This is a genomic window from Paenibacillus sp. GCM10027629 (assembly GCF_042676425.1).
Taxonomy (GTDB): domain Bacteria; phylum Bacillota; class Bacilli; order Paenibacillales; family Paenibacillaceae; genus Paenibacillus_K; species Paenibacillus_K terrigena.
Window position 1 is genome coordinate 1,517,213 of sequence record NZ_JBHTGZ010000009.1, and the last position, 23,040, is coordinate 1,540,252.

Annotated in this window: 25 protein-coding genes; 2 read left to right on the top strand and 23 right to left on the bottom strand. The window is 45.8% G+C overall.

Annotation, left to right across the window (positions count from 1 at the left end; all coding sequences use genetic code 11):
• Nucleotide 1: 1 nt before the first annotated feature.
• From ACFQZR_RS16455 to metH, 14 genes are all read right to left on the bottom strand, one after another.
• Nucleotides 2–835 carry a hypothetical protein gene (locus ACFQZR_RS16455; protein ID WP_379347696.1) on the bottom strand — a complete coding sequence of 278 codons (834 nt, stop codon included), beginning with the start codon at nt 833–835 and terminating at the stop codon, nt 2–4.
• Between the two features lie 4 nt (nt 836–839).
• Nucleotides 840–1,535, bottom strand: coding sequence for a hypothetical protein (locus tag ACFQZR_RS16460; RefSeq protein ID WP_379347698.1), 696 nt, complete (start codon nt 1,533–1,535; stop codon nt 840–842).
• Entirely contained in the window at nt 1,535–2,533 is a 999-nt protein-coding gene (locus ACFQZR_RS16465) for an SAF domain-containing protein (protein WP_379347700.1), read from the bottom strand. The genes ACFQZR_RS16460 and ACFQZR_RS16465 overlap by 1 nt, the downstream gene beginning before the upstream one ends.
• Complete coding sequence (locus tag ACFQZR_RS16470; RefSeq protein ID WP_379347702.1) at nt 2,520–4,037, bottom strand: serine/threonine protein kinase; 1,518 nt, start codon at nt 4,035–4,037, stop codon at nt 2,520–2,522. The genes ACFQZR_RS16465 and ACFQZR_RS16470 overlap by 14 nt, the downstream gene beginning before the upstream one ends.
• Before the next feature lie 185 nt (nt 4,038–4,222).
• Nucleotides 4,223–5,287, bottom strand: a complete 1,065-nt coding sequence (locus ACFQZR_RS16475; protein WP_379347704.1) for a 23S rRNA (cytidine(2498)-2'-O)-methyltransferase RlmM — start codon at nt 5,285–5,287, stop codon at nt 4,223–4,225.
• Nucleotides 5,288–5,290: 3 nt separating this feature from the next.
• Nucleotides 5,291–6,067 (bottom strand): ABC transporter ATP-binding protein, encoded by a 777-nt coding sequence (locus tag ACFQZR_RS16480; RefSeq protein ID WP_379347706.1) that lies wholly within the window; start codon nt 6,065–6,067, stop codon nt 5,291–5,293.
• The gene (locus ACFQZR_RS16485) at nt 6,064–6,390 is read right to left on the bottom strand and encodes a thioredoxin family protein (protein ID WP_018755621.1); all 327 of its coding nucleotides are present in this window, start codon (nt 6,388–6,390) and stop codon (nt 6,064–6,066) included. Before ACFQZR_RS16485 ends, ACFQZR_RS16480 begins: the two co-directional genes overlap by 4 nt.
• Entirely contained in the window at nt 6,374–6,724 is a 351-nt protein-coding gene (locus ACFQZR_RS16490; protein ID WP_379347708.1) for a cyclic-phosphate processing receiver domain-containing protein, read from the bottom strand. The genes ACFQZR_RS16485 and ACFQZR_RS16490 overlap by 17 nt, the downstream gene beginning before the upstream one ends.
• A 24-nt stretch (nt 6,725–6,748) precedes the next feature.
• Complete coding sequence (locus ACFQZR_RS16495; RefSeq protein ID WP_379347710.1) at nt 6,749–7,576, bottom strand: Fpg/Nei family DNA glycosylase; 828 nt, start codon at nt 7,574–7,576, stop codon at nt 6,749–6,751.
• A gap of 60 nt (nt 7,577–7,636) precedes the next feature.
• On the bottom strand, nt 7,637–8,443 hold the full coding sequence (locus ACFQZR_RS16500; RefSeq protein WP_379347712.1) for a TIGR01457 family HAD-type hydrolase: 807 nt from the start codon (nt 8,441–8,443) through the stop codon (nt 7,637–7,639).
• Nucleotides 8,444–8,533: 90 nt separating this feature from the next.
• Nucleotides 8,534–9,619: a Gfo/Idh/MocA family protein gene (locus tag ACFQZR_RS16505; protein WP_379347714.1), complete on the bottom strand. Its 1,086-nt coding sequence runs from the start codon at nt 9,617–9,619 to the stop codon at nt 8,534–8,536.
• Between the two features lie 173 nt (nt 9,620–9,792).
• Nucleotides 9,793–9,924, bottom strand: a complete 132-nt coding sequence (locus tag ACFQZR_RS16510) for a hypothetical protein (protein WP_314587789.1) — start codon at nt 9,922–9,924, stop codon at nt 9,793–9,795.
• A gap of 26 nt (nt 9,925–9,950) precedes the next feature.
• On the bottom strand, nt 9,951–10,883 hold the full coding sequence (rnz, locus tag ACFQZR_RS16515; protein ID WP_379347717.1) for a ribonuclease Z: 933 nt from the start codon (nt 10,881–10,883) through the stop codon (nt 9,951–9,953).
• Nucleotides 10,884–10,951: 68 nt separating this feature from the next.
• Nucleotides 10,952–14,389, bottom strand: coding sequence for a methionine synthase (gene metH / locus ACFQZR_RS16520; protein ID WP_379347719.1), 3,438 nt, complete (start codon nt 14,387–14,389; stop codon nt 10,952–10,954).
• A 155-nt stretch (nt 14,390–14,544) separates the two neighbouring features.
• Between metH and ACFQZR_RS16525 the strand changes: the two genes are divergently transcribed.
• Nucleotides 14,545–15,087 carry a 1,2-dihydroxy-3-keto-5-methylthiopentene dioxygenase gene (locus tag ACFQZR_RS16525; RefSeq protein WP_379347721.1) on the top strand — a complete coding sequence of 181 codons (543 nt, stop codon included), beginning with the start codon at nt 14,545–14,547 and terminating at the stop codon, nt 15,085–15,087.
• A 69-nt stretch (nt 15,088–15,156) separates the two neighbouring features.
• Here ACFQZR_RS16525 and ACFQZR_RS16530 read toward each other — a convergent pair whose 3' ends face one another.
• From ACFQZR_RS16530 to ACFQZR_RS16555, 6 genes are all read right to left on the bottom strand, one after another.
• Nucleotides 15,157–15,594 (bottom strand): FixH family protein, encoded by a 438-nt coding sequence (locus tag ACFQZR_RS16530; protein WP_379347723.1) that lies wholly within the window; start codon nt 15,592–15,594, stop codon nt 15,157–15,159.
• A gap of 33 nt (nt 15,595–15,627) precedes the next feature.
• Nucleotides 15,628–16,191 (bottom strand): SCO family protein, encoded by a 564-nt coding sequence (locus ACFQZR_RS16535; RefSeq protein ID WP_379348886.1) that lies wholly within the window; start codon nt 16,189–16,191, stop codon nt 15,628–15,630.
• Between the two features lie 177 nt (nt 16,192–16,368).
• Nucleotides 16,369–17,166 (bottom strand): HAD family hydrolase, encoded by a 798-nt coding sequence (locus ACFQZR_RS16540; RefSeq protein WP_379347725.1) that lies wholly within the window; start codon nt 17,164–17,166, stop codon nt 16,369–16,371.
• A gap of 38 nt (nt 17,167–17,204) precedes the next feature.
• A complete protein-coding gene (locus ACFQZR_RS16545; RefSeq protein WP_379347727.1) occupies nt 17,205–17,723 on the bottom strand; it encodes a hypothetical protein in 519 nt (172 codons plus the stop codon).
• Nucleotides 17,724–17,771: 48 nt separating this feature from the next.
• Nucleotides 17,772–17,972: a DUF896 domain-containing protein gene (locus ACFQZR_RS16550; RefSeq protein ID WP_379347729.1), complete on the bottom strand. Its 201-nt coding sequence runs from the start codon at nt 17,970–17,972 to the stop codon at nt 17,772–17,774.
• 114 nt (nt 17,973–18,086) lie between these two features.
• Nucleotides 18,087–18,416 carry a LysM peptidoglycan-binding domain-containing protein gene (locus ACFQZR_RS16555; RefSeq protein ID WP_379347731.1) on the bottom strand — a complete coding sequence of 110 codons (330 nt, stop codon included), beginning with the start codon at nt 18,414–18,416 and terminating at the stop codon, nt 18,087–18,089.
• A gap of 208 nt (nt 18,417–18,624) precedes the next feature.
• On the opposite strand from ACFQZR_RS16555, the gene lexA reads away from it, so the two are divergent.
• Nucleotides 18,625–19,251 (top strand): transcriptional repressor LexA, encoded by a 627-nt coding sequence (gene lexA, locus ACFQZR_RS16560; protein WP_018755606.1) that lies wholly within the window; start codon nt 18,625–18,627, stop codon nt 19,249–19,251.
• Between the two features lie 641 nt (nt 19,252–19,892).
• Here the strand turns inward: lexA and glnA are convergent.
• The 3 genes from glnA to ACFQZR_RS16575 form a co-directional block, all read right to left on the bottom strand.
• Complete coding sequence (gene glnA / locus ACFQZR_RS16565) at nt 19,893–21,221, bottom strand: type I glutamate--ammonia ligase (protein ID WP_379347734.1); 1,329 nt, start codon at nt 21,219–21,221, stop codon at nt 19,893–19,895.
• A gap of 34 nt (nt 21,222–21,255) precedes the next feature.
• On the bottom strand, nt 21,256–21,666 hold the full coding sequence (locus tag ACFQZR_RS16570; RefSeq protein ID WP_018755604.1) for a MerR family transcriptional regulator: 411 nt from the start codon (nt 21,664–21,666) through the stop codon (nt 21,256–21,258).
• Nucleotides 21,667–21,746: 80 nt separating this feature from the next.
• Entirely contained in the window at nt 21,747–23,000 is a 1,254-nt protein-coding gene (locus ACFQZR_RS16575; RefSeq protein ID WP_379347736.1) for a methionine gamma-lyase family protein, read from the bottom strand.
• Between the last annotated feature and the right edge of the window lie 40 nt (nt 23,001–23,040).

The window sequence follows — 23,040 nt, forward strand, 5'->3', positions numbered from 1 at the left end:
ATCAAGCCCCTTTCTCGCAAAAGAACTCCGAGTCCACCCCAACGTGCTTCAGAATGGTATTCGCAAACCGCCGAGTTTCTTGAATAAATGTATAATTCGGGTGACGTGACCCGACATTACGATGGCGAAGCACGAATTCAAGTACACTGTGATCATTACATGCATCCATAAAATCCACACAGCGTGGGATCGTACATAATTCTTCAACAAACTTATATTTTCGTGCGATATTACGTACCGTATATTTTGATCCTGGCTCGTATTGGCCCAGGACAAAGACACATGATTTCGTCTGAAGGAGCTCAATTAGCTCCTGATTTGCACTGAATTGCTCCAGAATGGCTGCATTCTGGTTCAAATTAATCACAATCACATCTGATGCCTGGAGCATTTGCATCGTTCCAGACTGGCGAATACCACTATTCTCATCAAGCATGACCAGATCATAGGCTTGCTTCGCATGTCCCAGAATCATTTCCCACAACTCCATATCAATGGACCCCTCATGAGAACTCTTGCGCTGTGAACCTCGAAGGATGTCCAATCTTTCATACAATAGTGGAATCGTGTAATCGGATAAATTCATTGCGGTTAACCGTTGATTATGGGCCAGTCGCTCGAGCGCATCCAATCCTGACCGTTGAAAAGGTTCTCTTCCAAGACGTTCCGAAGGCTTCAACACAACCGATTCCATTGTCGAGAAGGCTCTCTGCGTACTTCCAATCAGTGTTCGGATCGGTGATTCGAAACCGATCATGCAGGCTGCCGAAATACAATTTGAAGTCGTTCCCATCTGTCCATGAACTGGCCCCCAAAAGACTACTTGTTTGCCCATTCCATCATCTCCTCCTTGATATGCGAAAAGCTCGTTTTACTTGATTCATCTCTAGCATGGAAATACGCTGCACAAATGCAATGATTTGGCGTCTGTAACTTCTTGATAGTCGTTTCAGGTTCAATCGCTCAGCGAACTGTCCATCAATGAACCGCTCATACAATCTCTCATCATAATGAATTCGAAGCTTATCATCTGACCATTGAACAGCGAGCTTATTGTATCGTTCTTCGATGTACTCTTCATGAATACTGCACACCACATACGGCACGTATAGCCCGACAAAAGGAACGACAGCTCTCTCTGTGAGACGTAAATCTGTCAGAATTTGCTCATTTCGCTGCATGCTTCCTTTATCGAATTGCGTCAGAATAACATGGGCGTCCATCGCCTCTAGAGAACATCGATCATAAAAGTTTCGATCATCCGATTGAACAATAACGAAATCATAAACACCTTGATCTTGGTCCTCCAACCATTTCGACACATCGACATAGCTTGAGAAGTGAACTCCGATATCAAAACCTTCAAATTCGACGATCTCACCGACATGGAGGAGGGATGAAATATAATGCGTCGTACTTCGAGATCTCGATCCATCGATGAAGAGTACTCGCCCATCTGCATGGGATAGCACCTTACACACAAGCAATAGGAAGTCACTCTGTTCACAGCTGCCGATGACCATAATTTTGCGCATCACTGACCACTCCCTGCATCATCACTAGTTATCGGTGATTGCTCGAATAGGTGTGTCTGCTCTTCATTGGTCAGTGCTCCATCTTCCACCTTGTCGATGGTTGGTGCCCCCGGTGATGCTGGTTGCGGATTGCCCACTGCCGGTTGTGGTGTCACAGATGATCTAATGGCAACATCCCCATAGAGCACTTGCTTCTCGGATAGCGCCGCCTCCAGCTTCTTACGAGCCACCTTCGCGAGCGCGGTCTTCGCTACCTCCACAATATTGGGGTTGGTCTCGATCAACTCTAGCACTTCGGCATTCGACGGATAATTCACAATCGAGCCGGACTGCATACCTGGATCAACATACGTTAAGCTGTAAATTGAACCGTGATGGATCAATGCATCGACCATCGCACTCGACATCATCAAGATTTCTTGTTCCGTCAGTTGCATACTGATCGTATTCGCTGCGATTTGTTTCACGCGTTTCTTGGACAGAACAATATAGTCTTGGCCTGTTGGGAACTGAATTCGGACATCGACGACATCCTGATCACGCAAATTCAAAGGTAATTGGATCTGAGCAAATTGTTCATTACGAAGATCATTCGGTGTTGCTTGTCCTTCATAGAACATAGATGGAATAAGAATGGTATTCGTGGACAAGTCGATTTTAGATATTTTTCCGACGACCTTCTCTTTGCTGCTAATCAAATTCACAGGAAGATGATTGAGATCAATCTCTTGCGACTCAATATGTTGCGCTGCAATTCGTGTGCCAGCAGGCACGTTGGCTTTCAGAACCCAGACGCTGCGCTTCTTAGCTTGCTGCTCCTGCTGAGCCGCTTGCAGCGCGGATATTTGCTGTTTGTATTGCAGCTCTGTATCCCGTTTTATTTTCTGAACGTGTAATTGCCAGTAGACGGCATAACTGAGGAACAAACAGCCCATAATGGCAGCGCCAATGAGTCCCGCGATCCATAAGTTTTTCGTCCGTTGTCTAATTTTTGACATCCCTTCTGCTCCTTCTTGAGAATAAAAGCTTACCGATCTCTTGCCGCCACTTCGTAGGGGTCTGTTCAATCGGCAATACGGCCTGAAATGCTAACCGCGCATCTTCATCGATGTGGAACGGATCTACATGATAGGGGATGGCATGCAGCTGAGGAATCGCTGTTGCCTGTTCCATATCACGAATCACCTGCTGCGTTGCGAGAGGAATTAGCCCCATAAAACTTGCTGCGGTGTGAGTGAATCCTGCTTGCCGAATAAATTCGGATAGATCTTCTTGTCTCCAATCCGCACCAGAAGCGACGACAAACGATAAATTCGCCCTTAGAAACTCAGCGTACATGGACGATTCTCCATAAACACCCAGATCCAGAACGATGGCATCATAATCTGCGTGGAGTAAAGGGATGAGGCTGCGTGATTCGAGAAAAGGATAATAGTCTACACCCTGAATCGTGAATCGTTCTCCCGTTCTCCTCATGGGTTCCCCGTCAAAGATTGACCGAATACGGTAAAATGCTTCAGACCGCATACATTCCACAAGAGCAACTCTTTGCTTGGAATGAGCTAAGTAATGCGCCATCATAATCGCCGTATGTGTCGTCCCTACCCCGGAATGAACCCCCATCAGTGCAATCGTGCCTGTCCCTCGCCATCGTAGCGTGCTTGAGGCCGGTTGGTTTCCTTTCCAGGCTTTGGCCAATTCCACATGAATCTGCTCCAGCTTCTCTCGGACTTCACTAGCCGTCTGGATTCGTAGATTCGGATCTCGTTCTAACAACTTCTGCAACAACTGTCGGAATGCCGCTGGTACCTCTTGCGGTATAGCGTCCATCCCTGACTTCCCGAATTGGCTCGTCCTCCCTCCCGTTACGAAATGCATCAATAATGCGCCAAGTCCATAGAGATCACTGCGTGTGTCGCTTTGCTTGCCTGCATACTGCTCTGGAGCTGCAAAGCCAACCGTACCTAGACAAACGGTGTCTTCCTCCTGATTCGGCTTAAAATGCCTTGCAATCCCAAAATCAATCAGCCGGATCTGACCATGTACATCCATCATGACATTCGATGGCTTCAAATCCCGATATACAATTGGCGGCTGGCATTGATGGAGATATTGGAGTACTTCGCAGAGCTGAATACCAAGTCGAAGGATATGATCGAATGTTAACGATCGTCCGCGTCTCTCAAAGTCTGCAGCAAGCGTCTCTCCTTCGATATAATCCATAAACAAATAAATGTAACCCTCTGCGTCCGGCCCGATAAAATCAACAATTTGCGGCAAGTTTGGATGATTCAGCCGAATCAGCATGACCGCTTCCGCCGCTACCCCCACCGCATCATCAGGCTGCAATAGCTTCGTTTCCTTTGCAGCCCAACGTTTACCGACAAGCTTCAAGTCTTCAACCAGATAGACATAACTCATCCCCCCTTCGCCAATTTGCTTGATGACCTGATAACGCCCTCCTAGTACCTGATGGACGCTCACCTTAGACATCCATTTCATGAGCCCACCTCCTTTTTGGAACAACAAAAAGGGAAAGCCTCTCGAATCATGACGATCGACACTACGGTCGAACGACATGGTTTCGGGATGCTTTCCCTATCCATTTCATATTAGATTGCATTGGTCACATTATATATCATCTATTCCAGGATTGTCCATATGCAAATTCATTTTTATGCACCTAATTAATATTTCACCATATACAGTGTGATCTCATCGCGATTATGCACCAGCTGCTTCATGCGCCGAATTTCCATATGCTCGCTGAATTTCTCCGTGATATCACGAATGGTTTGCAGCGGCTTTTTGTGCATCAGCTTCACTGTAATTATGGCTGTACCGCCCGATCTGAGCGCATATAACAAATCCATCACGAGACGTACCATTTGCATTGGACTCCAGCTCATGTCACACACGATAAGGTCGAATTGCGATTCGTGGAATTTCACCTCAGACGCATTTTTCTTCAACACAGTCAGTCTACGATTCGCAGTCAAAGATGGATGCATCTCTGCAGGATCGATTGCGGTCACCTTTAATCCCCGCTCTAGCAGCAGCGAAGTCCAACCACCAGGAGCTGCGCCGATATCAAGCCCTTCCGAGAATGCCGCCAGATCTAGGCCAAACGATCGCTCCGCTTCTAACAACTTGAATTTGGCCCGAGAAATTTGACCTTCTTCCCGCTGGAATCGCAGCGCACCGCCGGACCAATCGCTTAGATTGGCTGCTGGCGTCGAGACGCCGACGTAGACGGAATCTTTTCCCACAAAAATCGATACAATCCAATCGGAGTCACGCGTTACGGTCTCCAAGCCAGTATCGTTAAGACCTGCCTCAATCGCAGATTTCATAAGACCTAAGTCTATAGGACCCGCTTCATTCGAACCTTTACGGATTTGAATCGCTACCGATTGACCGCTCAGGAGTTCATGATGGGATTGAACGAAACTGACGATCGCTGTGTTCAATTCCTCCTGACCTGCTTCCGAGAGATTAAATTCTTGCTGTACCGGCTGAATATGACGTAAGAAAATAAGCGGGTCGGTCTGCAACTCACGCAAGACCTGCTCTGCATCCGCTGGCAATGTAACTAGAATGACTTCGCTAGGTATGAGAACCATCGCCTTTACTTGTCCAAACCGGCGACGAAGCTCCTCTTGTGCATAGGCAATAAAGCCATGATTGGCCGTACAAATCCATTTGGATGTGATATCGTGCTGTTGTTCTTGTTGTTCGTGTTGTTCCTTCAACGGTTATTGACCTCCAGCGTGCACCCGAATCCATGGCCGTCCATCTACCCATTCGAGCGAGAGCGGCACTTCGTATGCTTGTTTTAATATTTCAGGGGTGAGCACCGATTCTTTCGTCCCGGCAGCCACCAGTTTTCCTTGATGGATTAATGCAACATGTGTAAATAACGGTACGATTTCTTCCAGATGATGTGTAACATAGACAAGTGCAATATCTCGATTCTTCAAAATATTAAACTGATCAAGGAATTTCTCTCGCTCATACAGATCAAGTCCAGCACAGGGCTCGTCCAAAATGAGAATTTGCGGATCAGCCATCAATGCGCGCGCCAGCATAATTTTCTTCCGCTCGCCTTGCGATAATGTGCCGAGTAGATTGTTCGCGACATGCCCAAGATTCATTTCCTCAATCAGGCTGTGCGCCTTAGCGACAACCTCTTCAGGAATCTCCTGATAGAACCGAAGAAAACCATATTCTCCTGTAGCGACCACTTCCCAGACGGGATCACGTAGGGTTAATTTCTCCATTAACGATTGGCTGATATAGCCTATCTTCTTACGAACCTCTCGAATATCGCATTGTCCATAACGATTGCCCATGACATCAATTTGCCCCGAGCTTGGGAACATATAACCTGTCATCATCTCGAGCAGCGTCGTTTTCCCTGAACCATTCCGCCCAAGGATCACCCAATGCTCCCCTTCATTCATCTGAAGTGTAATATCATCTAGAATTTGCCGCTCTTCGCGTCTTAGCTTAATATGCTGCATCGAAATCATCGAATCACATCCTTAATGATGTTGAATAAATGTTCTACGGATCGCATCTCGTAGACTTGCACCGGTTCGCCTCTCCTCTTCGGGTCGAATAAGAATAGCCCAGGCACACTCCGTACTTGATACCTCGCCACAAGACGAGGGGAAAAATTCAAATTGATCTGCAATAGCTCGATATCCGGCAACATGGCTTCGACCACGTGCATCATCCGCATGCCCGCCTTACATGTGCCACACAGCGGTGTATATAGATACAATCCAAATGGCCTGTACACCTCTACATGTTCGAGTCGTTCGAATAGTGCTTGCTCATTGATTTCTTTCATGGGCAGCCTCTCGAATGCGCGTCAACACCGATTGCGGCATCGGACCATTATGCAGGATGACATGATCGGGTTTGTTCTGATAGAACAATTCGTACATCGTTCTCTGACCGGATAAACTGGAGGTATGTAAATAAATTTCCCGCGGATATAAGCCCCGAAGCACCATTTGCTTCACAAGCTGCGTCCCATTGGGCTGATTAATGCCTAGATCATGATCCAATGACAGTATATCTACTTCCTCTTCTTCCAGCAGCATGAGGCATTCTTCAGCCGATCGCGCATAGACGAATCCCTCCGGGCAACGGCGAATGTCATCTAAAAATACATGTATCATGCTCATTCCCCCTCAGATTCGAGTCTACTGTTCTTTTTGACAGTTCGGGCAATAAAACGTTTTTCGAGAACCGACTTCGGATTTTTGAATAATTGACCCGCATCGCTCACAAGCTTGCCCTTCACGTTCAATCACACGTACGTGCGATTTATAGCCACCTGTAAGGTGATCCTGCGTATTCAGCGGTTGCTCTCCCAAGCCCCCATACTCGATCGCATCATGCAGTACGGTCAACGTACTGTGATACAGTCTTTCAACGCTTTCCTCCGTTAATTCCTGTAATTTCGCCGATGGCAGCAGCGCTGCTTCGAACGCAATTTCATCCGCATAACCGTTCCCGATTCCTGCAATGAACGTCTGTTGGACAAGCGCTGATTTCAGCATGCCACGTTTACGGGCGAACAACATCCGGAATTTCTCCAGGGTCATTTTACGATCCAACAATTCAGGGCCAAGATCGCTTAGAAGCTGATCAGCTTCCTTCGCACTGAGAAGATGGACATACCCTTGTCGAATACCATGTAAACGAAGCACTTGTTGACCAAAATGAATCATCACTTGCGCGTCCCATGCTGTCCCACTCCCATCTTCCGTCCCTTCCGTATCATATTGAATCTGCCCTGCAACACCAAGGTTTAGCAGCAGTCTTTTCCCATTATCCAAGTGAAAGAGCAATTGTTTCCCGCGACGCTCAATATATAAGACTTCACGTCCCTGCAATTCCTTGGACCATTCGGAAACTTCGCAATTCAACAGCTTCTCTTCCTTTACAGTCACATCTGTAATCCGTTTATTGATGATTTGCTCAGAGAGCAATTTTTTGTAGGTTTCTAGTTCCGGTAGTTCTAACACGTATATTCCCTCCATGTTGCGTACGAGATGATGAATCCTATAGGTAGGTATGTATGTATTCTATTGCGATTTTCTGCCCGATGTGACAGCAGCAGCCTCGTACAAATCCTTACAGACCATCGATGGCTGTACACCCGCTTGCGCCAACAATTGGTCCTTGTTCGCTTCTGTTGCTAGTCCGGTCAATACGAGGATTGTATCGCAACCTGCAGCCTGTCCCGCCCGCAAATCCGTAAGTGGGTTATCACCCACCACGATCGCATTTTGAGGTTCACAATTAAGCCTTGCGAGCGCGTAATTCATAATAATATTGGAGGGTTTGCCCATGACAATCGGCTCCCTCTGTGTTGCAGCTTGAATAGCAGCTGACAATGTCCCTGCACCCGGCATAATACCTGTATCCGATGGCAAGAGAAGATCGGGATTCGTCAGAATATATGCTGCACCTTCACGAATCCATTGAACAGCTTGTGTTAATTTGGCATAGTCAAAAGATCGATCAATCCCTTGCACGACAATTTCCGGCTGATCCTCAGTAATCTGAACCCCAATATCGCGCAATGCCGTCTCTAAACCATATTCTCCGATAACCGCCGCTCTTACACCCTGCGGATAATGTTCTTTTACATACTGTGCTGCAGCCAATGCGGACGTGTAGACATCCTCTTGCGTTGCAGGGATACCCATCTCAACCAAATGCGCAGCAACATCTTCAGGGGTGCGCGATGAATTATTCGTTACGAACAAATAAGGTATATGAAGTGATTTCAATTCTTGAATCCATAAGTCTGCACCGTCGATACGATGCTTCCCGTGATATAATGTACCATCCAAATCAATTAGTAGTGCTTTATTTGAATTCCGCATATCGGTATATTCCCTTTCCTCTGCCTATCTAAAAAGCTCCTTGTACACAGTGCCTCTATCATAGCGAATTCCATGCAAGGCTGCAATCCATTAGGCCTTCGAACGAAGAATCTGATCGATCCACATTTCAGCATGCGCTGCATCCTTCATCGTCGGAGCAAGCCCCTCATTCGCCCATAGATCTTCACCAATATAACGGTACAGGAAATGGTTCAAGGCTCCAAAGTGACTATCGACGAATACGCCCATGGTTGTTTTGTCATTTGGAATAAGCTGCAGACTCGATGGCACAGGTAGCGCTGGTGTCGCGCCCGACAACATGGATACCTTCGGTGTAATATCCTTTTCAAGATCACAAGTGATACTTCCCCGGGTTCCAACGATCTGCACACTGAAACGATCCGATCCCCAAGCGATACGAGACACTTCGCCCGTCCCCCTGACACCACTCTTCGTCGTATAGAAGAAGCTCGCCCAATCGTCTACCGTCATTTGCACACGCTCATCGGATCCTTGTGTTTTTGGACGCTCTTTTACAAAAATATTCGTCTCTCCATGCACATCCGTTAGTTCCCCGAACAAATGCGCGATCAAATCGATCACATGAATGCCCAAATCCGTAATTGCGCCGCCACCAGATAATGTATCATTTAATCGCCATGAGACAGGACGATCAGCATTCAGATATCCTGAACGAAGATAGGAACAGTTACATTGAAGAATATCTCCAATAATTCCTTCCTGCAAAATCACCTTCATCTTCATGACAGCGGGGTGATAGCGATAGACAAGCGCAACTTGCTGCAGCGTGTTTGCTGAAATGTTCCTGACCAGCTCTTCCGTTCTACTATATGTCTCCGTCAGGGGTTTTTCAAAGTAAATGGCCTTGCCTGCGGCCGAAGCAGCCGTCCCTTCAGCAAAATGCATCGCATTAGGCGTGCAGATATCAACAATATGTACGGAAGGATTCTCGAGCGCCTCACTCAGATCATTGGTCACCTTCTGAAAACCCATCGCAAGCGCTTGTTCACGATTGGCATCTGGATTTCTTGTAATTAAAGTATCTAACACAGGTACAAAAGAAGCTTTCTGAATAACAGGCATGGCGCGTAGTGCAACAATATGGGTTTTGGCAATGGCACCCAGCCCCGTAAAAGCAAAATGTATCGGTTTCATTGGATATCCCTCTCTCTATCAAGTATTTCCTATTGTAAAAGATGCGCAAACGATGTTGCAAGGCATCAATCCTTGTCAAATCCTGCGCTTTCCCGGGAAAGTATTGCCTTGTAAAAGACTGAAAGCTTGTATGCGATCAAATGAACCTAGGCCGCATCAAGCTTCAATGGAACTTAACGAAACATATAAATAACGTAACCTGCTATACTCAAGAGGATCAACAATATCGCAATGACATTTAGGAAATTCCGTCTGTTGCCTGGGGTATCGAAGCGATTTCTGCGGCGATCATCAAAGTCTGACATCGGTATTGCCTCCTTTTCATTCTTCTTCAGGTTGTGGTGTCACGACGCTTACGAACTGGAATTAACTCAAGTTGTTTCGCTGCAAGAGTATCAGGGAATATCAGTTTAGCTTCTTCCATAAGCGGTTCGACATCACTATATCGTGCACTGAAATGGGTCAAGATAAGTTGTCCAACACCTGCGTCTCGCGCCGTCTCGGCAGCTTGTCTTGTTGTACTGTGGTAGAAGGTCTCGGCTAACGACTCGAGTCCTTCCATGAATGTCGCTTCATGAACGAGTACATCTGCACGCTGCGCCAGGTATCTCGATCCCTCACACGGCCTTGTATCCCCCAGAATCGTAATGATCGTTCCAGGGATTGGCTCACTGATGTACTGCTTCGCATAGATCACAGAACCATCTTCAAGAACGACATCTTCCCCTTGCTTCAACTTGCCATAGATCGGCCCCGGCGGAATGCCTGCCTTTGTTAAGGCTTCGACGTCGATTCGTCCAGGCCGATCTTTCTCTACCACCCGATAACCGAAGGATTCAATCCGATGGTCCAACCGTGAGGCCTCGACCTTGCACTGCCCATCTTCAAAAACAATGCCTTCATCAATCTCTGTGATATTGATGTCATAATTGAGATGAGACTGACTTAATTGTAACGACGTTTCAATATATTGTCGAAGCCCTGCAGGTCCATAGATTTCAAGTGTCTCCGTTCCACCTTGGTGGGAGCGACTAGATAATAACCCCGGGAGCCCAAAGATGTGATCTCCATGCAGATGGGTAACAAATATTTTCTCAAGTTTACTCGGTTTAAGCGGCGACTTCAATATTTGATGCTGCGTTGCTTCTCCGGCATCGAACAACCAGAATGTACCGCGCTCGTCGAACATTCGAAGTGCTATGGACGTGACATTCCGCTCTGTCGTCGGCATTCCTGCACCTGTCCCTAAGAAATAGAGCTCCATTGGCAATCCCTCCATCCTGCACCAAGAGCCTCCAACTAGGGCGGAGGCTCTTGTGTCTTTATTCTATATTATACTTTCTCAACGTTAAAATATTGCGCTTGCGGATGAGCAAATACCATCGCAGATACAGATGCCTCTGGTTCCATCATAAACCCTTCCGTCAGTTCAATGCCAATATCCTCTGGTTTCATGAGCTCGAACAGTGGTCCTTGATCTTCAAGATCCGGACATGCAGGATAACCAAAGGATACCCGAATGCCTTGATATCTTGCCCCATGACGTTGCTTCATCGTCATCTCCTGCGGATCCGGGTAACCCCAAATATCACGCATCATATGATGAACCCGCTCCGCCAGTCCCTCTGCAACTTCTAGCGCTGTCGCTTGAATCGCATGGGATTTCAGATAGTCGCCCTCATCCTTATACTTCGTCGCTAGCTCACGGACACCGTTACCGGCCGTCACGACTAAGAATCCGACGTAATCCATAATTCCACTCTCAACCGACTTTAAATAATCCGCTAGACACAGGAATGGCTCCACTTGCTGCCTTGGGAAAGTGAATGTATGAAGAACCTTCGTCGTATCCTGTGGATCATAGATAATAATGCTGTCGCCTGACGATTGTGCAGGGAAGAACCGATACATGCCTTGCGCTTTGATCGTTCCATCCGAGATTGCTTTCTGCAATATTTCATCGACCGTCGCTTTAAGCTCGACCGCTTTCGGATTTTTCTCCGCAAGCAATTGTTCTACTGAACCACGAAGACCGAGATGATGCCCAAGCAGCATCTGCATGTTCACATACGGAATGATATGTCCTAATGGATAGTCACGAAGAATATGACGATCGAGATCAGGCGGTATAAATACCGGTGCATCTTGAGAAATGTTGGAACGTACTGCCCGCGTTAGCTTCGGCAGAGGCTTCTTCTCTTCTTCCTCTCCTGCACTTTCCAATATTGCCGCCGTTTCTTCAACCATGCGTTGACGGTGCGTCGGATCCATAAGCTTATTCGCAAGATCTAGGCCGTCCATCGCATCTTTCGCATAGAGAACGAGACCATTGTACTCGGGTAGAATACGCGTTTTGGTAAACTTCCGTGTCAGGGCGGCACCGCCAACCATAATTGGAACATCAATATTCGCATTGCGTAAATCTTGTGCGGTTAAGACCATCTGCTGCGCCGATTTTACGAGTAGACCTGATAAGCCAATGGCATCCGGCTTCTCTTTGCGATAGGCTTCGATAATCTGTTCAGGCGGAACTTTGATTCCTAAGTTCACGATGTCATAGCCATTATTCGATAGAATGATCTCAACCAAGTTCTTGCCGATATCGTGCACGTCGCCTTTAACCGTAGCCAGCATGATCTTCCCTTTGACAGAGGACTCATTCTTCTCCATAAATTGCTCCAGATGTGCGACAGACGCTTTCATCACTTCCGCACTCTGTAACACTTCAGCAACGATCAACTCGTTATTATTGAACAATCGACCGACTTCAGACATCCCTTCCATCAGCGGTCCATTAATGACTTCAAGCGCAGTATACTTCTTAAGTGCCTCGTCCAAATCTGGAATAAGGCCTTCTTTCGTTCCTTCGACAACGTAAGATGCCAAACGCTCTTCTAACGTTAGGTTCGAAGCTTTCTCTTTCTTCACGATTTTCTTATCCCGGAACGCCGCTACAAATGCCGAGAGTGTCGCATCATTCGTATCGTACAGTAATTCCTCGGACAGACGACGCTCGTGTTCAGGGATCGATGCATAACGTTCTAATTTTTCCGTGTTTACAATAGCGTAATCAAGTCCTGCCTTCGTACATTCATACAAGAAGACAGAGTTCAGTACCTCACGCCCTGCTTCCGGTAATCCGAATGAAATGTTACTAATCCCTAGAATCGTCTGACATTCCGGCATCGCTTCCTTAATGAGGCGAATCCCTTCAATTGTCTCTTTTGCCGAACCGATATATTGTTCATCCCCTGTCCCAACTGGGAAGACGAGCGGGTCGAAAATAATGTCTTCTGGCTGCATTCCGTATTTGTTCACAAGAAGGTCTCGGGAGCGCTTAGCAACTTCCAGCTTATCTTCCCGCGTGATTGCTTGTCCACGCTCATCTATCGTTCCGACAACCGCAGCTGCGCCATACTTATGAATCAATGGGACGACATGTTCGAATTTCTCTTCGCCATCCTCTAAATTAATGGAGTTAATAATTGCTTTCCCTTGCGAATACTTCAGTGCCAGATCGATAACCTTCGCGTCCGTTGTATCAATGACAAGAGGTACTTTGACCTTCTTCACAACGAGTTCCAGGAACTTCTTCATATCTTCGGATTCTTCACGATCCGGGTCCTGTACACAGACGTCAATGACGTGTGCACCGCTCTTCACTTGTGCACGTGCGATCTCGGATGCTTCCTCATACTTTCCTTCTGCAATCAGACGTTTGAACTTTCGGGAGCCTAATACGTTCGTCCGTTCACCAACCATGTAGGGTCGGTTCTCCGATTCAATGTATACTGTCTCAATTCCGGATACAGCAGGAGGATGTGTTCCAAATGCGCTCCGTGGTTTGAATTGGCTCATCGTCTCCGCTAATGCGCGAATATGATCCGGTGTAGTTCCGCAGCATCCACCAGCAATATTAAGCCAACCTTGTTCCGCGAACCCTGCCATCTTCTTCGCCAATGAATCGGGTGATTCATGATAGTGACCATTCTCATCTGGTAACCCCGCATTAGGGTAACAACTAATTGCCGTATCTGCAATTTCAGACAATGAACGAATATGGTCACGCATAAATTCTGGGCCTGTTGCACAGTTGAGTCCAACCGAGATCGGCTTCAAATGCTCTAACGAGATATATAAAGATTCAATGTTCTGCCCGGCAAGCGTCGTACCCATCGGCTCGATCGTCCCAGAGATCATCAATGGTAGTGTCTTACCCGCGGTCTCAAATGCACGTCTAATTCCGATACTTCCCGCTTTCACATTCAATGTATCTTGCGACGTCTCAAGCAATATTGTGTCAACACCGGCCTCGATTAATGCTAGTGTTTGCTCATAATAGGAATCTACAAGCTCATCGAACGTGACACCACCCGTTACGGACAATGTTTTCGTCGTTGGGCCTAATGCACCTGCAACATAACGTGGCCATTCCGGCGTAGAGTATTTCTTCGCAGCATCCACTGCTAGCTTGGCAGCAGCCAAATTGAGCTCCCGCGCTCGGTCTTGCAAATCATACTCCGCAAGTACCACACTAGTGGCACCAAACGTATTCGTCTCCAAAATATCCGCGCCAGCTTCTAGATATTCTTCATGAATCTTCTGGATCACATCCGGCCGCGTAAGAACAAGAATCTCATTACAGCCATCTAGCTCTTCGCTCCCAAAATCATCCGCCGTTAAGTCTTCACGCTGAATCATCGTTCCCATTGCGCCGTCAAGGATAAGGATTTTATGTTTCATTTGTTCTTGTATGCTCAGTTTATTCATGCCTAATCCCCTTCCTACTGCAAAAACGTTAAGAATTAGTTTAACAGAATACCAAACTTTAGAAAAGTGTCTATGCATTAAAAGTCGACAGCCAGCGATAAATCCACTATAATACAATCAATATCAAGTTAATGTATAGGAAAGAAGGGATTATTTTGGCTGAAATTTACATTCGCAATACAGGGGCGCGTATTTCAGGCGAAGAAGAAGTTCGTGCATTTCTAGCGAACCAAGAAGTATTATATGAGCATTGGGAACCAACGAAGTTGCCAGAAAACCTTCGTGAGCGTTTCGTCCTCTCCGATGAAGAGAAGGCCCAAGTCCTCGCTACCTACGACACAGAGATTCGTGATCTAGCTGCACGTCGCGGCTATCAGATCTGGGATATCATCACATTATCGGATGCGACACCAAATCTTGAAGAACTACTTACGAAGTTCGAAGACGTCCACACACATACAGAAGATGAGATCCGTGCCATTACTGCGGGAAAGGGTATTTTCATCATCAAGGGAAAAGACGACGTAGGTTATTTCAACGTCGAATTAGAAGCTGGTGATGTGATCTCCGTTCCTGAGCATACACCTCACTTCTTTACTTTGATGGATAATCGTCAAATCGTTGCCGTTCGCCTTTTCATTGAGAAAGATGGCTGGATTGCAACTTCCTATAATGACCCAACGTTCCAACAGGCATAATTCAATCGATCTTACGCCGAATAATCAAAGCCCGCTCCGTCTTCTTCAGACACAAGCGGGCTTTTCTTGTTATTTCGTTACTTGGAATGTTTTCTTAGGCATCGAATGCATTTCTCTAGCTGTGACATGCGCAATCATCGTATATTCCCCAGGTTCAGCGAATTGTTTTTCAATTTGATAAACCCCATCACTCGTAAGTTTTGCTTCTATTTTCTCATGCTCCTGCTCGTCTCCACGCCATACCTCGAACATGACTTTCTGTGCATCATCGACAGGTTTATCGCTTTGCGTCACTTTCGCTTGAAGCTCAAGATCTTTATTCGCAACAATCTGCTCAGGCAGAATAATCTCTACTTTGATCGGATTCATTGCATCCTCGTTCATGTCCATATCCATGTCCATTCCATCGTGATTCATAGCTGATTTAGATCCTGAACAACCCGATACTAAGGCAATCAGGAGAATACAAGCAACAGCCAGAGTACTCCATTTTTTCAATCTCATCATTTGCATTCCTTTCTTATCTGCTTCCATCATCGGTTAGGATAAATCTTTAATATCCTTAATGATCTGATCATAAGGAACATCTTCAACACCGTTATACTTCTTCATAATATATCCTTCTTTGCTAACCAGGTAGAACGATGTACCATGAATCATCTGATCTGAACTCGGTTCCTTCTCTACAATCGTCTTAAACGATGACTTCGCGAAAGCTTGAATATCTTCAAGTTTATAATTTGTCAAAAAGTGCCAGCTCGCAAAGTCCACACCGAATTTGTCAGCGAACGCTTTCATAACTTCAGGTTTATCACGGTCTGGATCTACACTGAAGGATACGAACGTGACATCCAGATTTTCCGCTTTTATTCTCTTCTGAAGATCTGTCAAATTGAAAGTCATTGGCTGACAGACTGAGTTACAATTCGTAAATACAAAATCGGCAAGCCACACTTTACCTTTCACATCAGCAAGTCCGAACGCTTGCCCAGCCTGATCTGTATACGCAAAATCTCCGACTTTCATGGAGCTTGTCTGCTTCGCTCCACCACACGCTGTTAATAACAATACTACCCCAAGCATTATTACCATTAACTTCTTCATCATAACCTCTCCTCTATGTAGCCAACAAATTCCTTTTTCATTATAAAATGATTGTACACGAGAAGAATGACTCATTCGGGCTATCTTTGTCAATTCTTTGTGACGATTTTGTATCAAATGTCATAGCAGAATGCAAAAATCCCTTGTTCCATATTCAGAACAAGGGATTCCCGCTATTTATACATGTTGCTGTATAATATTGTGAAGTTCAGAGAGATGCGTGATTTCATAATCAGGAACAATTTCAGTCGAGCGCTGTGCACCATGTCGATTAACCCATACGGCATGCATTCCAACACCAAGTGCGCCTTTAATATCGGTTGTAAGCTTGTCCCCCACCATAAGCCCCTCATGAGGCTCAATCTCAAGTGCAGCCATCGCATGTCTAAATATAGATGACGCTGGCTTACCTTCTCCGAATGCGCCAGAGATCACGATATGATCAAAATAAGACATGATATTAGGTACTCCGTTAAGCTTCTCCTGTTGCAAGTCAGGTGACCCATTCGTTAATAATAGGAGCTTCACGTTCCCTTTCAATTCATCTAGAATCTGGAACGTCTCTTCATATACGTAAGGACGAGCCCGACGCTCTGTCGCGAATAATAGACCCAATCGTTCGCCAAGCTCCGCATCTTCAACCCCTAACGACTTCAGACCACGTGTCCACGCTTCTGTTCTGTAACTAGGCGCTAAGGCTTGTAATTGTCGAAACTCTTGTTGTTCCCCATGCGTAAAATTCGCCCACAGCCCTTCAAAAGGGTTAATTCCAATCATCTGTGTGAACGGGAATGTCGGAAAAGATTCATAGAGTGCTCTAGCTTCTCGTCTTACCGCTTCTTCCAACGCAACAGGCTGAATTTGAGGATATGCTTGAGCTGCTGCAACACAAGTAGCTTCAAACGCTTCCTTCACACTGCGATCATCCCACAATAAAGTATCGTCCAGATCGAATAATACGGCTTTAATCGTCATCTCTCTTCTCCCCCATACCTTTACAGTGCTCTATTTAATTAACGCTCTTCAAAAGGAACATTATTAACGCGTGCAAACTCTTTCAACCGCTCACCGATCACTACCGTGTCGTAACGATTCATCAATCTTGAGAACACCCAGTTGGAACCTTTAGCCTTCGTACCAATGACGACGTAACCTTTTTGCACGGTGATATCCTTGATTTGGCTAGCGTCTAGACGAACGTCTCGATTGAAACGGCGTGTCCCTACAAAAGATTTACCAACACTAATATAAGGTCTGCGCAGGAAGATTACAACGCCAAGGAATATGTATAACCCCACCGTTGCCCAGAACAGTGCTGCCGAGATATTCTGACCACCAGCGGAATATAGTAGGGCATACAATAATCCGAATGCTACTAATGTAATAGGTAGGATCAAGTTTCGCCCAACATAACGATCCACATCCGATTTCGCATCTCTACTCGCACCGATCACTTGTTGCCCCTGTTTCTTACGAGCCTTATTTACATTCTTCGTGTTCTTGCGTACCATTCTTTCCCATGAACGGGCCATCGAAATTCTTCCTCCTTGGAAGTTTTCCCGAAGGAAAACTTGCTTCATCTAATGTTTAATTGTTGGATTATTATCATCCTCATCAACAAACTCGATATTATCAAGTTGTTGCTTCAAGGAACGTTTGAACCCATCAATATATTGTTGACGAAGCGCGTCCCGTTCAACCGTCTCTTCCGGCGTCAAACCTACCGTTTTATGTTTACGAGCCAATTCATTAATTCGCTCTACAATCTTGTCGAAATTCATCACTATCCCCCCTATTCTGTCTTTATTACTTTGACATTTACAATAGAGGTTGTCAAGGGTAACCCATCCACTCTCAGCAGGGCCTATGCCCTATCGAGTATACGAATTAGCCTTTTAAAGAATTGGTAATTTAATCACTTCACCTGATTGAATGGAACTGTTCCGTTTACCATTCAGGTCTTTGATCATTTCAATATAATTACGAACATCCATCCCAGCTGGCTTATGTTCCTTCGCAATCGCCCACAATGTATCACCTGAAGACACAACAACCTGCAACGGAATGTTCGCATTATGTTCCCCTTCACGCGTATCTGCAGCAAATGCATTCAATAATCCCATACTCGTCAAACTGCATACAAGGACTAAGAACAATACAACCTGAACAACCTTCTTCTTAAGAAAAGAGTCTCTATTCACGACCTCGGAACGGTTATTATACACACTTTGATATGAGCTATACTTTAGCATAATCAGCACCCCAAACGTTTGTTCTGTTTTCTATGTCCATAATTTAACACGAACATTCGTTTGTGTCAACACTATTTTAGAACGTTCGTTCCCCTCGTTCTTACATTTTAGAACTAATGTTTGTACGAACGGTAGTTCTATGCTATAATTTTGTAAAAGTCTAGTAATGGAGTTGAACCTCATGTCTAAAATATCCAATAGACAACAAGCTATTTTAGAATTTATAAGGAATGAAGTACGATCTAAAGGTTACCCTCCTTCTGTTCGTGAGATTGGAGAAGCTGTCGGTCTAGCTTCCAGCTCCACTGTGCACGGCCACTTGGATCGATTAGAGAAGAAGGGTTTAATACGCCGCGACCCTACCAAACCGCGGGCCATCGAACTTCTGAGTCAGGAAGAATCCGAACATACGCATCTCTATACGCAGATGATTGCGAAGGTACCGATCGTGGGGAAAGTTACCGCAGGTGCGCCAATTACTGCGACGGAGAACATTGAAGATTATTTCCCGCTTCCAGAGCAATTCGTACATGACCAGAACGTGTTCATGCTCTCCGTTATGGGGGAAAGTATGATCGAGGCAGGTATTCATAATGGTGATTTTGTTATCGTCCGCCAGCAGCAGACAGCGAATAATGGCGATATCGTCGTAGCGATGACAGAAGATGACGAAGCTACAGTCAAGACTTTCTATAAAGAAAAAGACCATATTCGATTACAACCTGAGAATTCAACGATGGAACCGATTCGTTTGAATCACGTTACCATTCTCGGTAAGGTTATTGGCTTGTTCCGCAATATGCACTAATTGCTATACATATTAGCATCGCTGGTTGTCCCAGCGAGATGCTAATTTATTATGAAGAGTCCCCCGAGCGATCGAGGGACTCTTTTATGCCTTTATATAGATGAAAACCGCCCCTATTTCATTGAGTTCCCTGAGCGTTTGCGTCAACATTTTTTCTTTCACATGAGTGCGAAAATTTCCTTGGTGAACTTGCATTCTATACATGTTTCATCCGTAAAAAAAACAAGCCGACATCTGTGTCACACAGTTATCAGCTTGTTTTTCACTTAGTTCAAGTTGCCTGGCACGGATTTGGATAATCTGCCTACCTTCACAAGATCGGCATGCGCAGCAGCTGGTCGGATTATTTTCATCTTGGTTCACCTTTCAAACTTCAATGTTAGAGGTAACCATTCGTATCCGCAGCAACAGTGTCGTCCACAGATAGTTTACCAACCTGGTTCATATCATCATGATTGCAACACTGCATTTACATAGCTAACCATTCGATCCAACGATAAGAGAATTCGGCTTTGCTGCCCACCCCATATGACCTCAAATCGCTGGAACAAACAAAAACAGCCGCTACAACGAGGGCTGTTAGGTTACAAATATTTCAAACAAAAACCCCTAACACTTACAGCGCTAGGGGTTCCATCATTTTAGTAAAGAGTGATGTATTGATCGCGTTCCCATTGGTGAACTTGCGTGCGATACATATCCCACTCGATTTCTTTCAACTCATAGAAGTGAGTCAATGCGTGCTCACCTAGTGCACTGCAGATGACTTCGTCATTCACAAGCTCTGTCAAGGCTTCACGAAGATCGGACGGCAAGCTAGGAATACCTTCAGCGATACGCTCTTCTTCGGACATGACATAGATGTTACGGTCCGTAGGTGCTGGAAGCTCCATTTTGTTCTTAATGCCATCTAGACCTGCTTTGAGCATCACTGCAAGCGATAGATACGGATTCGCAGCTGGATCCGGGTTACGTACTTCAACGCGTGTTCCCAGACCACGAGATGCAGGAATACGAATCATCGGGCTACGGTTACTTGCGGACCACGCCACATAGCAAGGCGCTTCATAACCTGGAACCAACCGTTTGTAGGAGTTCACCGTTGGATTCGTAATCGCTGCGAATCCACGAGCATGCTTCAAAATGCCTGCCATGTATTGACGAGCTGTTTCGCTTAGACCCAGCTTGTCACTCTCATCATAGAACATATTTGTTTTGCCATTGAATAGCGACTGATGACAGTGCATACCTGAACCATTCACACCATATAACGGTTTCGCCATAAATGTTGCATGTAGCCCATGCTGTCTAGCAATCGTCTTAACAACAAGCTTAAAGGTCTGAATTTGGTCTGCAGCTTTAATCGCATTTGCATATTTAAAATCAATCTCATGTTGTCCCGGAGCAACCTCATGGTGGGAAGCTTCGATTTCAAATCCCATATCTTCCAACGTCAATACGATCTCACGACGGCAGTTCTCACCAAGATCCGTAGGCGCAAGGTCGAAGTAACCGCCTTGGTCATTCAGTTCAAGTGTAGGGTTGCCTTTCTCATCCGTCTTGAAGAGGAAGAATTCCGGTTCTGGACCAACATTCATCGTCGTGTAGCCCATTTCTTCCGCTTCTTTCAGCGCACGCTTCAGAATACCGCGTGGATCCCCTTGGAATGGCGTACCGTCTGGCATATACACATCACAGATCAGACGAGCGATGCGATCTTCAGTCACCCATGGGTAGATCAACCAAGTATCCAAGTCCGGGAATAAGTACATATCCGATTCTTCAATACGTACATATCCTTCAATCGAGGAACCGTCAAACATCATTTTGTTATCAAGCGCCTTCTCCAACTGACTCACTGGAATTTCTACGTTCTTGATCGTTCCTAGCAAATCAGTGAACTGTAGACGAATAAATCTAACATTTTGTTCCTTGGCAATGCGCATAATATCATTTTTTGTAAAACTCACGGTATTCCTCTCCTTTGTTAATCATAATTGATTATTATTTATTATAAAATCGAGACAATTCACCTTGAATCAAGGATACTTGGCCCGGTCTCTTACCGTTAAGCAGCTGTTGCTTGAGTAATCGGTGCAATTGAGAGTCCGATAGTTCTTTCCGTTTCACTTCTGTATCCGGTGTAAGGACAGTCGCTTCTTCCGACTCCTTCGACATCGGAACCATCACCTGCTTAATTCCAGCAATGTTCACGCCCTTCTCGATCAACGACTTAATCTCGAGCAATCGCTCAACATCGTTGAAAGAAAATAAACGCTGGTTACCAGAGGTCCGAGCAGGAACAATCAACTCATGTTGTTCATAGTAACGAATTTGCCTGGCTGTTAAGTCCGTCAGCTTCATTACGATGCCTATCGGGAATAGAGCCATGTTTCTGCGAATATCATCGCCCATTCTACGCATCCCTTTCTCTCATGGATATGTTAATATCATAGCTCCATCCTCACGTCGTGTCAATAAGATGTTAGATAACTTTACAAAAGATGACTGTTAATCATCTGATCTAGTGCCGTTAACACACCAAACTTGACATGAGAATACGTCAGACCACCCTGCATGTAAGCAATATAAGGTTCTCGGATCGGCGCATCGGCGGACAATTCCAAGCTTCCGCCCTGAATAAATGTACCAGCTGCCATAATAACGGGATGCTCATATCCAGGCATGTCCCATGGTTCTGGTACGACATGAGAATCCACAGCAGCTGCTAGCTGAATGCCCTGAACAAATCGAATCAAATGATCTGCACTTGTAAATTGTATCGCCTGAATCAAATCCGTGCGCGGATCGTTCCAGCTTGGTTTGGTAATAAATCCGAGCTGCTCGAACATCGCTGCTGCGAACACACTTCCTTTGACAGCCTGTCCAACGAGCGTCGGCGCAAGGAACAAGCCTTGGTAGATGGCTCGCGTCGTTCCGAGCATGGCCCCTACTTCACCGCCAATCCCTGGCGCGGTTAGTCGATAAGCTGCTTTCTCCACAAGATCACGTCGACCAACGATGTATCCACCCGTCTCCGCAATGCCTCCGCCAGGATTTTTAATCAGCGATCCCGCCATCATATCAACGCCAAGTTCGGTCGGCTCCTGCATTTCCGTGAATTCACCATAGCAGTTATCCACGAATACAATGACAGCTGGATTAATCTCCTTCACACGGCGAACCATCTCACCGATCTCTGCAACCGTGAACGAAGACCGCCAGGAATACCCACGTGAACGTTGTATGCCGATCACCTTCGTATTCGGTGTCATTCGTTCACGCACAAGTTCCCAATCTACCCCTCCATCCGATAGCAGATCGACTTCATCATATTCTATCCCAAAATCCTGCAGTGACCCCGCACCGTCTTGCGGTTTGCCAATCACTTTGTGTAATGTATCGTAAGGTTTCCCTGTAATGTAGAGAAGCTTATCGCCAGGACGCAGTACCCCAAATAACGCTGTTCCAATCGTATGCGTCCCGGATACAAAATGAGGCCGCACGAGTGCCGCCTCTGCTCCAAACACCTTGGCATATACTTCATCCAACACCTCGCGCCCGCGATCATTATAGCCATAGCCCGTCGATCCCGCGAAATGAAAGTCACTTACTTGATATCGCTGAAATGCACGGATCACTTTCCACTGATTCGCATCCACAATGCGGTCAATCGCATGAATTCGACCAGCTATAAGTTCTTCCACTTGCGCCTGCATTGTCGTTAATCGTTCTGAAAAGATTGTCATGATTCTTTCGTCTCTCCCTGTTGCTATCTTAATCACTTGC

Excerpts from the sequence above, each read along its gene's own strand:
- ACFQZR_RS16490 (WP_379347708.1), bottom strand. The coding sequence starts at position 6,724 with ATGATACATGTATTTTTAGATGACATTCGCCGTTGCCCGGAGGGATTC.
- ACFQZR_RS16505 (WP_379347714.1), bottom strand. The coding sequence starts at position 9,619 with ATGAAACCGATACATTTTGCTTTTACGGGGCTGGGTGCCATTGCCAAA.
- lexA (WP_018755606.1), top strand. The coding sequence starts at position 18,625 with ATGTCTAAAATATCCAATAGACAACAAGCTATTTTAGAATTTATAAGG.
- ACFQZR_RS16480 (WP_379347706.1), bottom strand. The coding sequence starts at position 6,067 with ATGATTTCGATGCAGCATATTAAGCTAAGACGCGAAGAGCGGCAAATT.
- ACFQZR_RS16500 (WP_379347712.1), bottom strand. The coding sequence starts at position 8,443 with ATGCGGAATTCAAATAAAGCACTACTAATTGATTTGGATGGTACATTA.
- ACFQZR_RS16540 (WP_379347725.1), bottom strand. The coding sequence starts at position 17,166 with ATGACGATTAAAGCCGTATTATTCGATCTGGACGATACTTTATTGTGG.
- ACFQZR_RS16460 (WP_379347698.1), bottom strand. The coding sequence starts at position 1,535 with ATGCGCAAAATTATGGTCATCGGCAGCTGTGAACAGAGTGACTTCCTA.
- ACFQZR_RS16485 (WP_018755621.1), bottom strand. The coding sequence starts at position 6,390 with ATGAAAGAAATCAATGAGCAAGCACTATTCGAACGACTCGAACATGTA.
- ACFQZR_RS16570 (WP_018755604.1), bottom strand. The coding sequence starts at position 21,666 with ATGGGCGATGATATTCGCAGAAACATGGCTCTATTCCCGATAGGCATC.
- ACFQZR_RS16550 (WP_379347729.1), bottom strand. The coding sequence starts at position 17,972 with ATGAATTTCGACAAGATTGTAGAGCGAATTAATGAATTGGCTCGTAAA.
- ACFQZR_RS16465 (WP_379347700.1), bottom strand. The coding sequence starts at position 2,533 with ATGTCAAAAATTAGACAACGGACGAAAAACTTATGGATCGCGGGACTC.
- ACFQZR_RS16530 (WP_379347723.1), bottom strand. The coding sequence starts at position 15,594 with ATGATGAGATTGAAAAAATGGAGTACTCTGGCTGTTGCTTGTATTCTC.
- ACFQZR_RS16470 (WP_379347702.1), bottom strand. The coding sequence starts at position 4,037 with ATGAAATGGATGTCTAAGGTGAGCGTCCATCAGGTACTAGGAGGGCGT.
- ACFQZR_RS16545 (WP_379347727.1), bottom strand. The coding sequence starts at position 17,723 with ATGGCCCGTTCATGGGAAAGAATGGTACGCAAGAACACGAAGAATGTA.
- ACFQZR_RS16535 (WP_379348886.1), bottom strand. The coding sequence starts at position 16,191 with ATGAAGAAGTTAATGGTAATAATGCTTGGGGTAGTATTGTTATTAACA.
- metH (WP_379347719.1), bottom strand. The coding sequence starts at position 14,389 with ATGAATAAACTGAGCATACAAGAACAAATGAAACATAAAATCCTTATC.
- rnz (WP_379347717.1), bottom strand. The coding sequence starts at position 10,883 with ATGGAGCTCTATTTCTTAGGGACAGGTGCAGGAATGCCGACGACAGAG.
- ACFQZR_RS16510 (WP_314587789.1), bottom strand. The coding sequence starts at position 9,924 with ATGTCAGACTTTGATGATCGCCGCAGAAATCGCTTCGATACCCCAGGC.
- ACFQZR_RS16455 (WP_379347696.1), bottom strand. The coding sequence starts at position 835 with ATGGGCAAACAAGTAGTCTTTTGGGGGCCAGTTCATGGACAGATGGGA.
- ACFQZR_RS16575 (WP_379347736.1), bottom strand. The coding sequence starts at position 23,000 with ATGACAATCTTTTCAGAACGATTAACGACAATGCAGGCGCAAGTGGAA.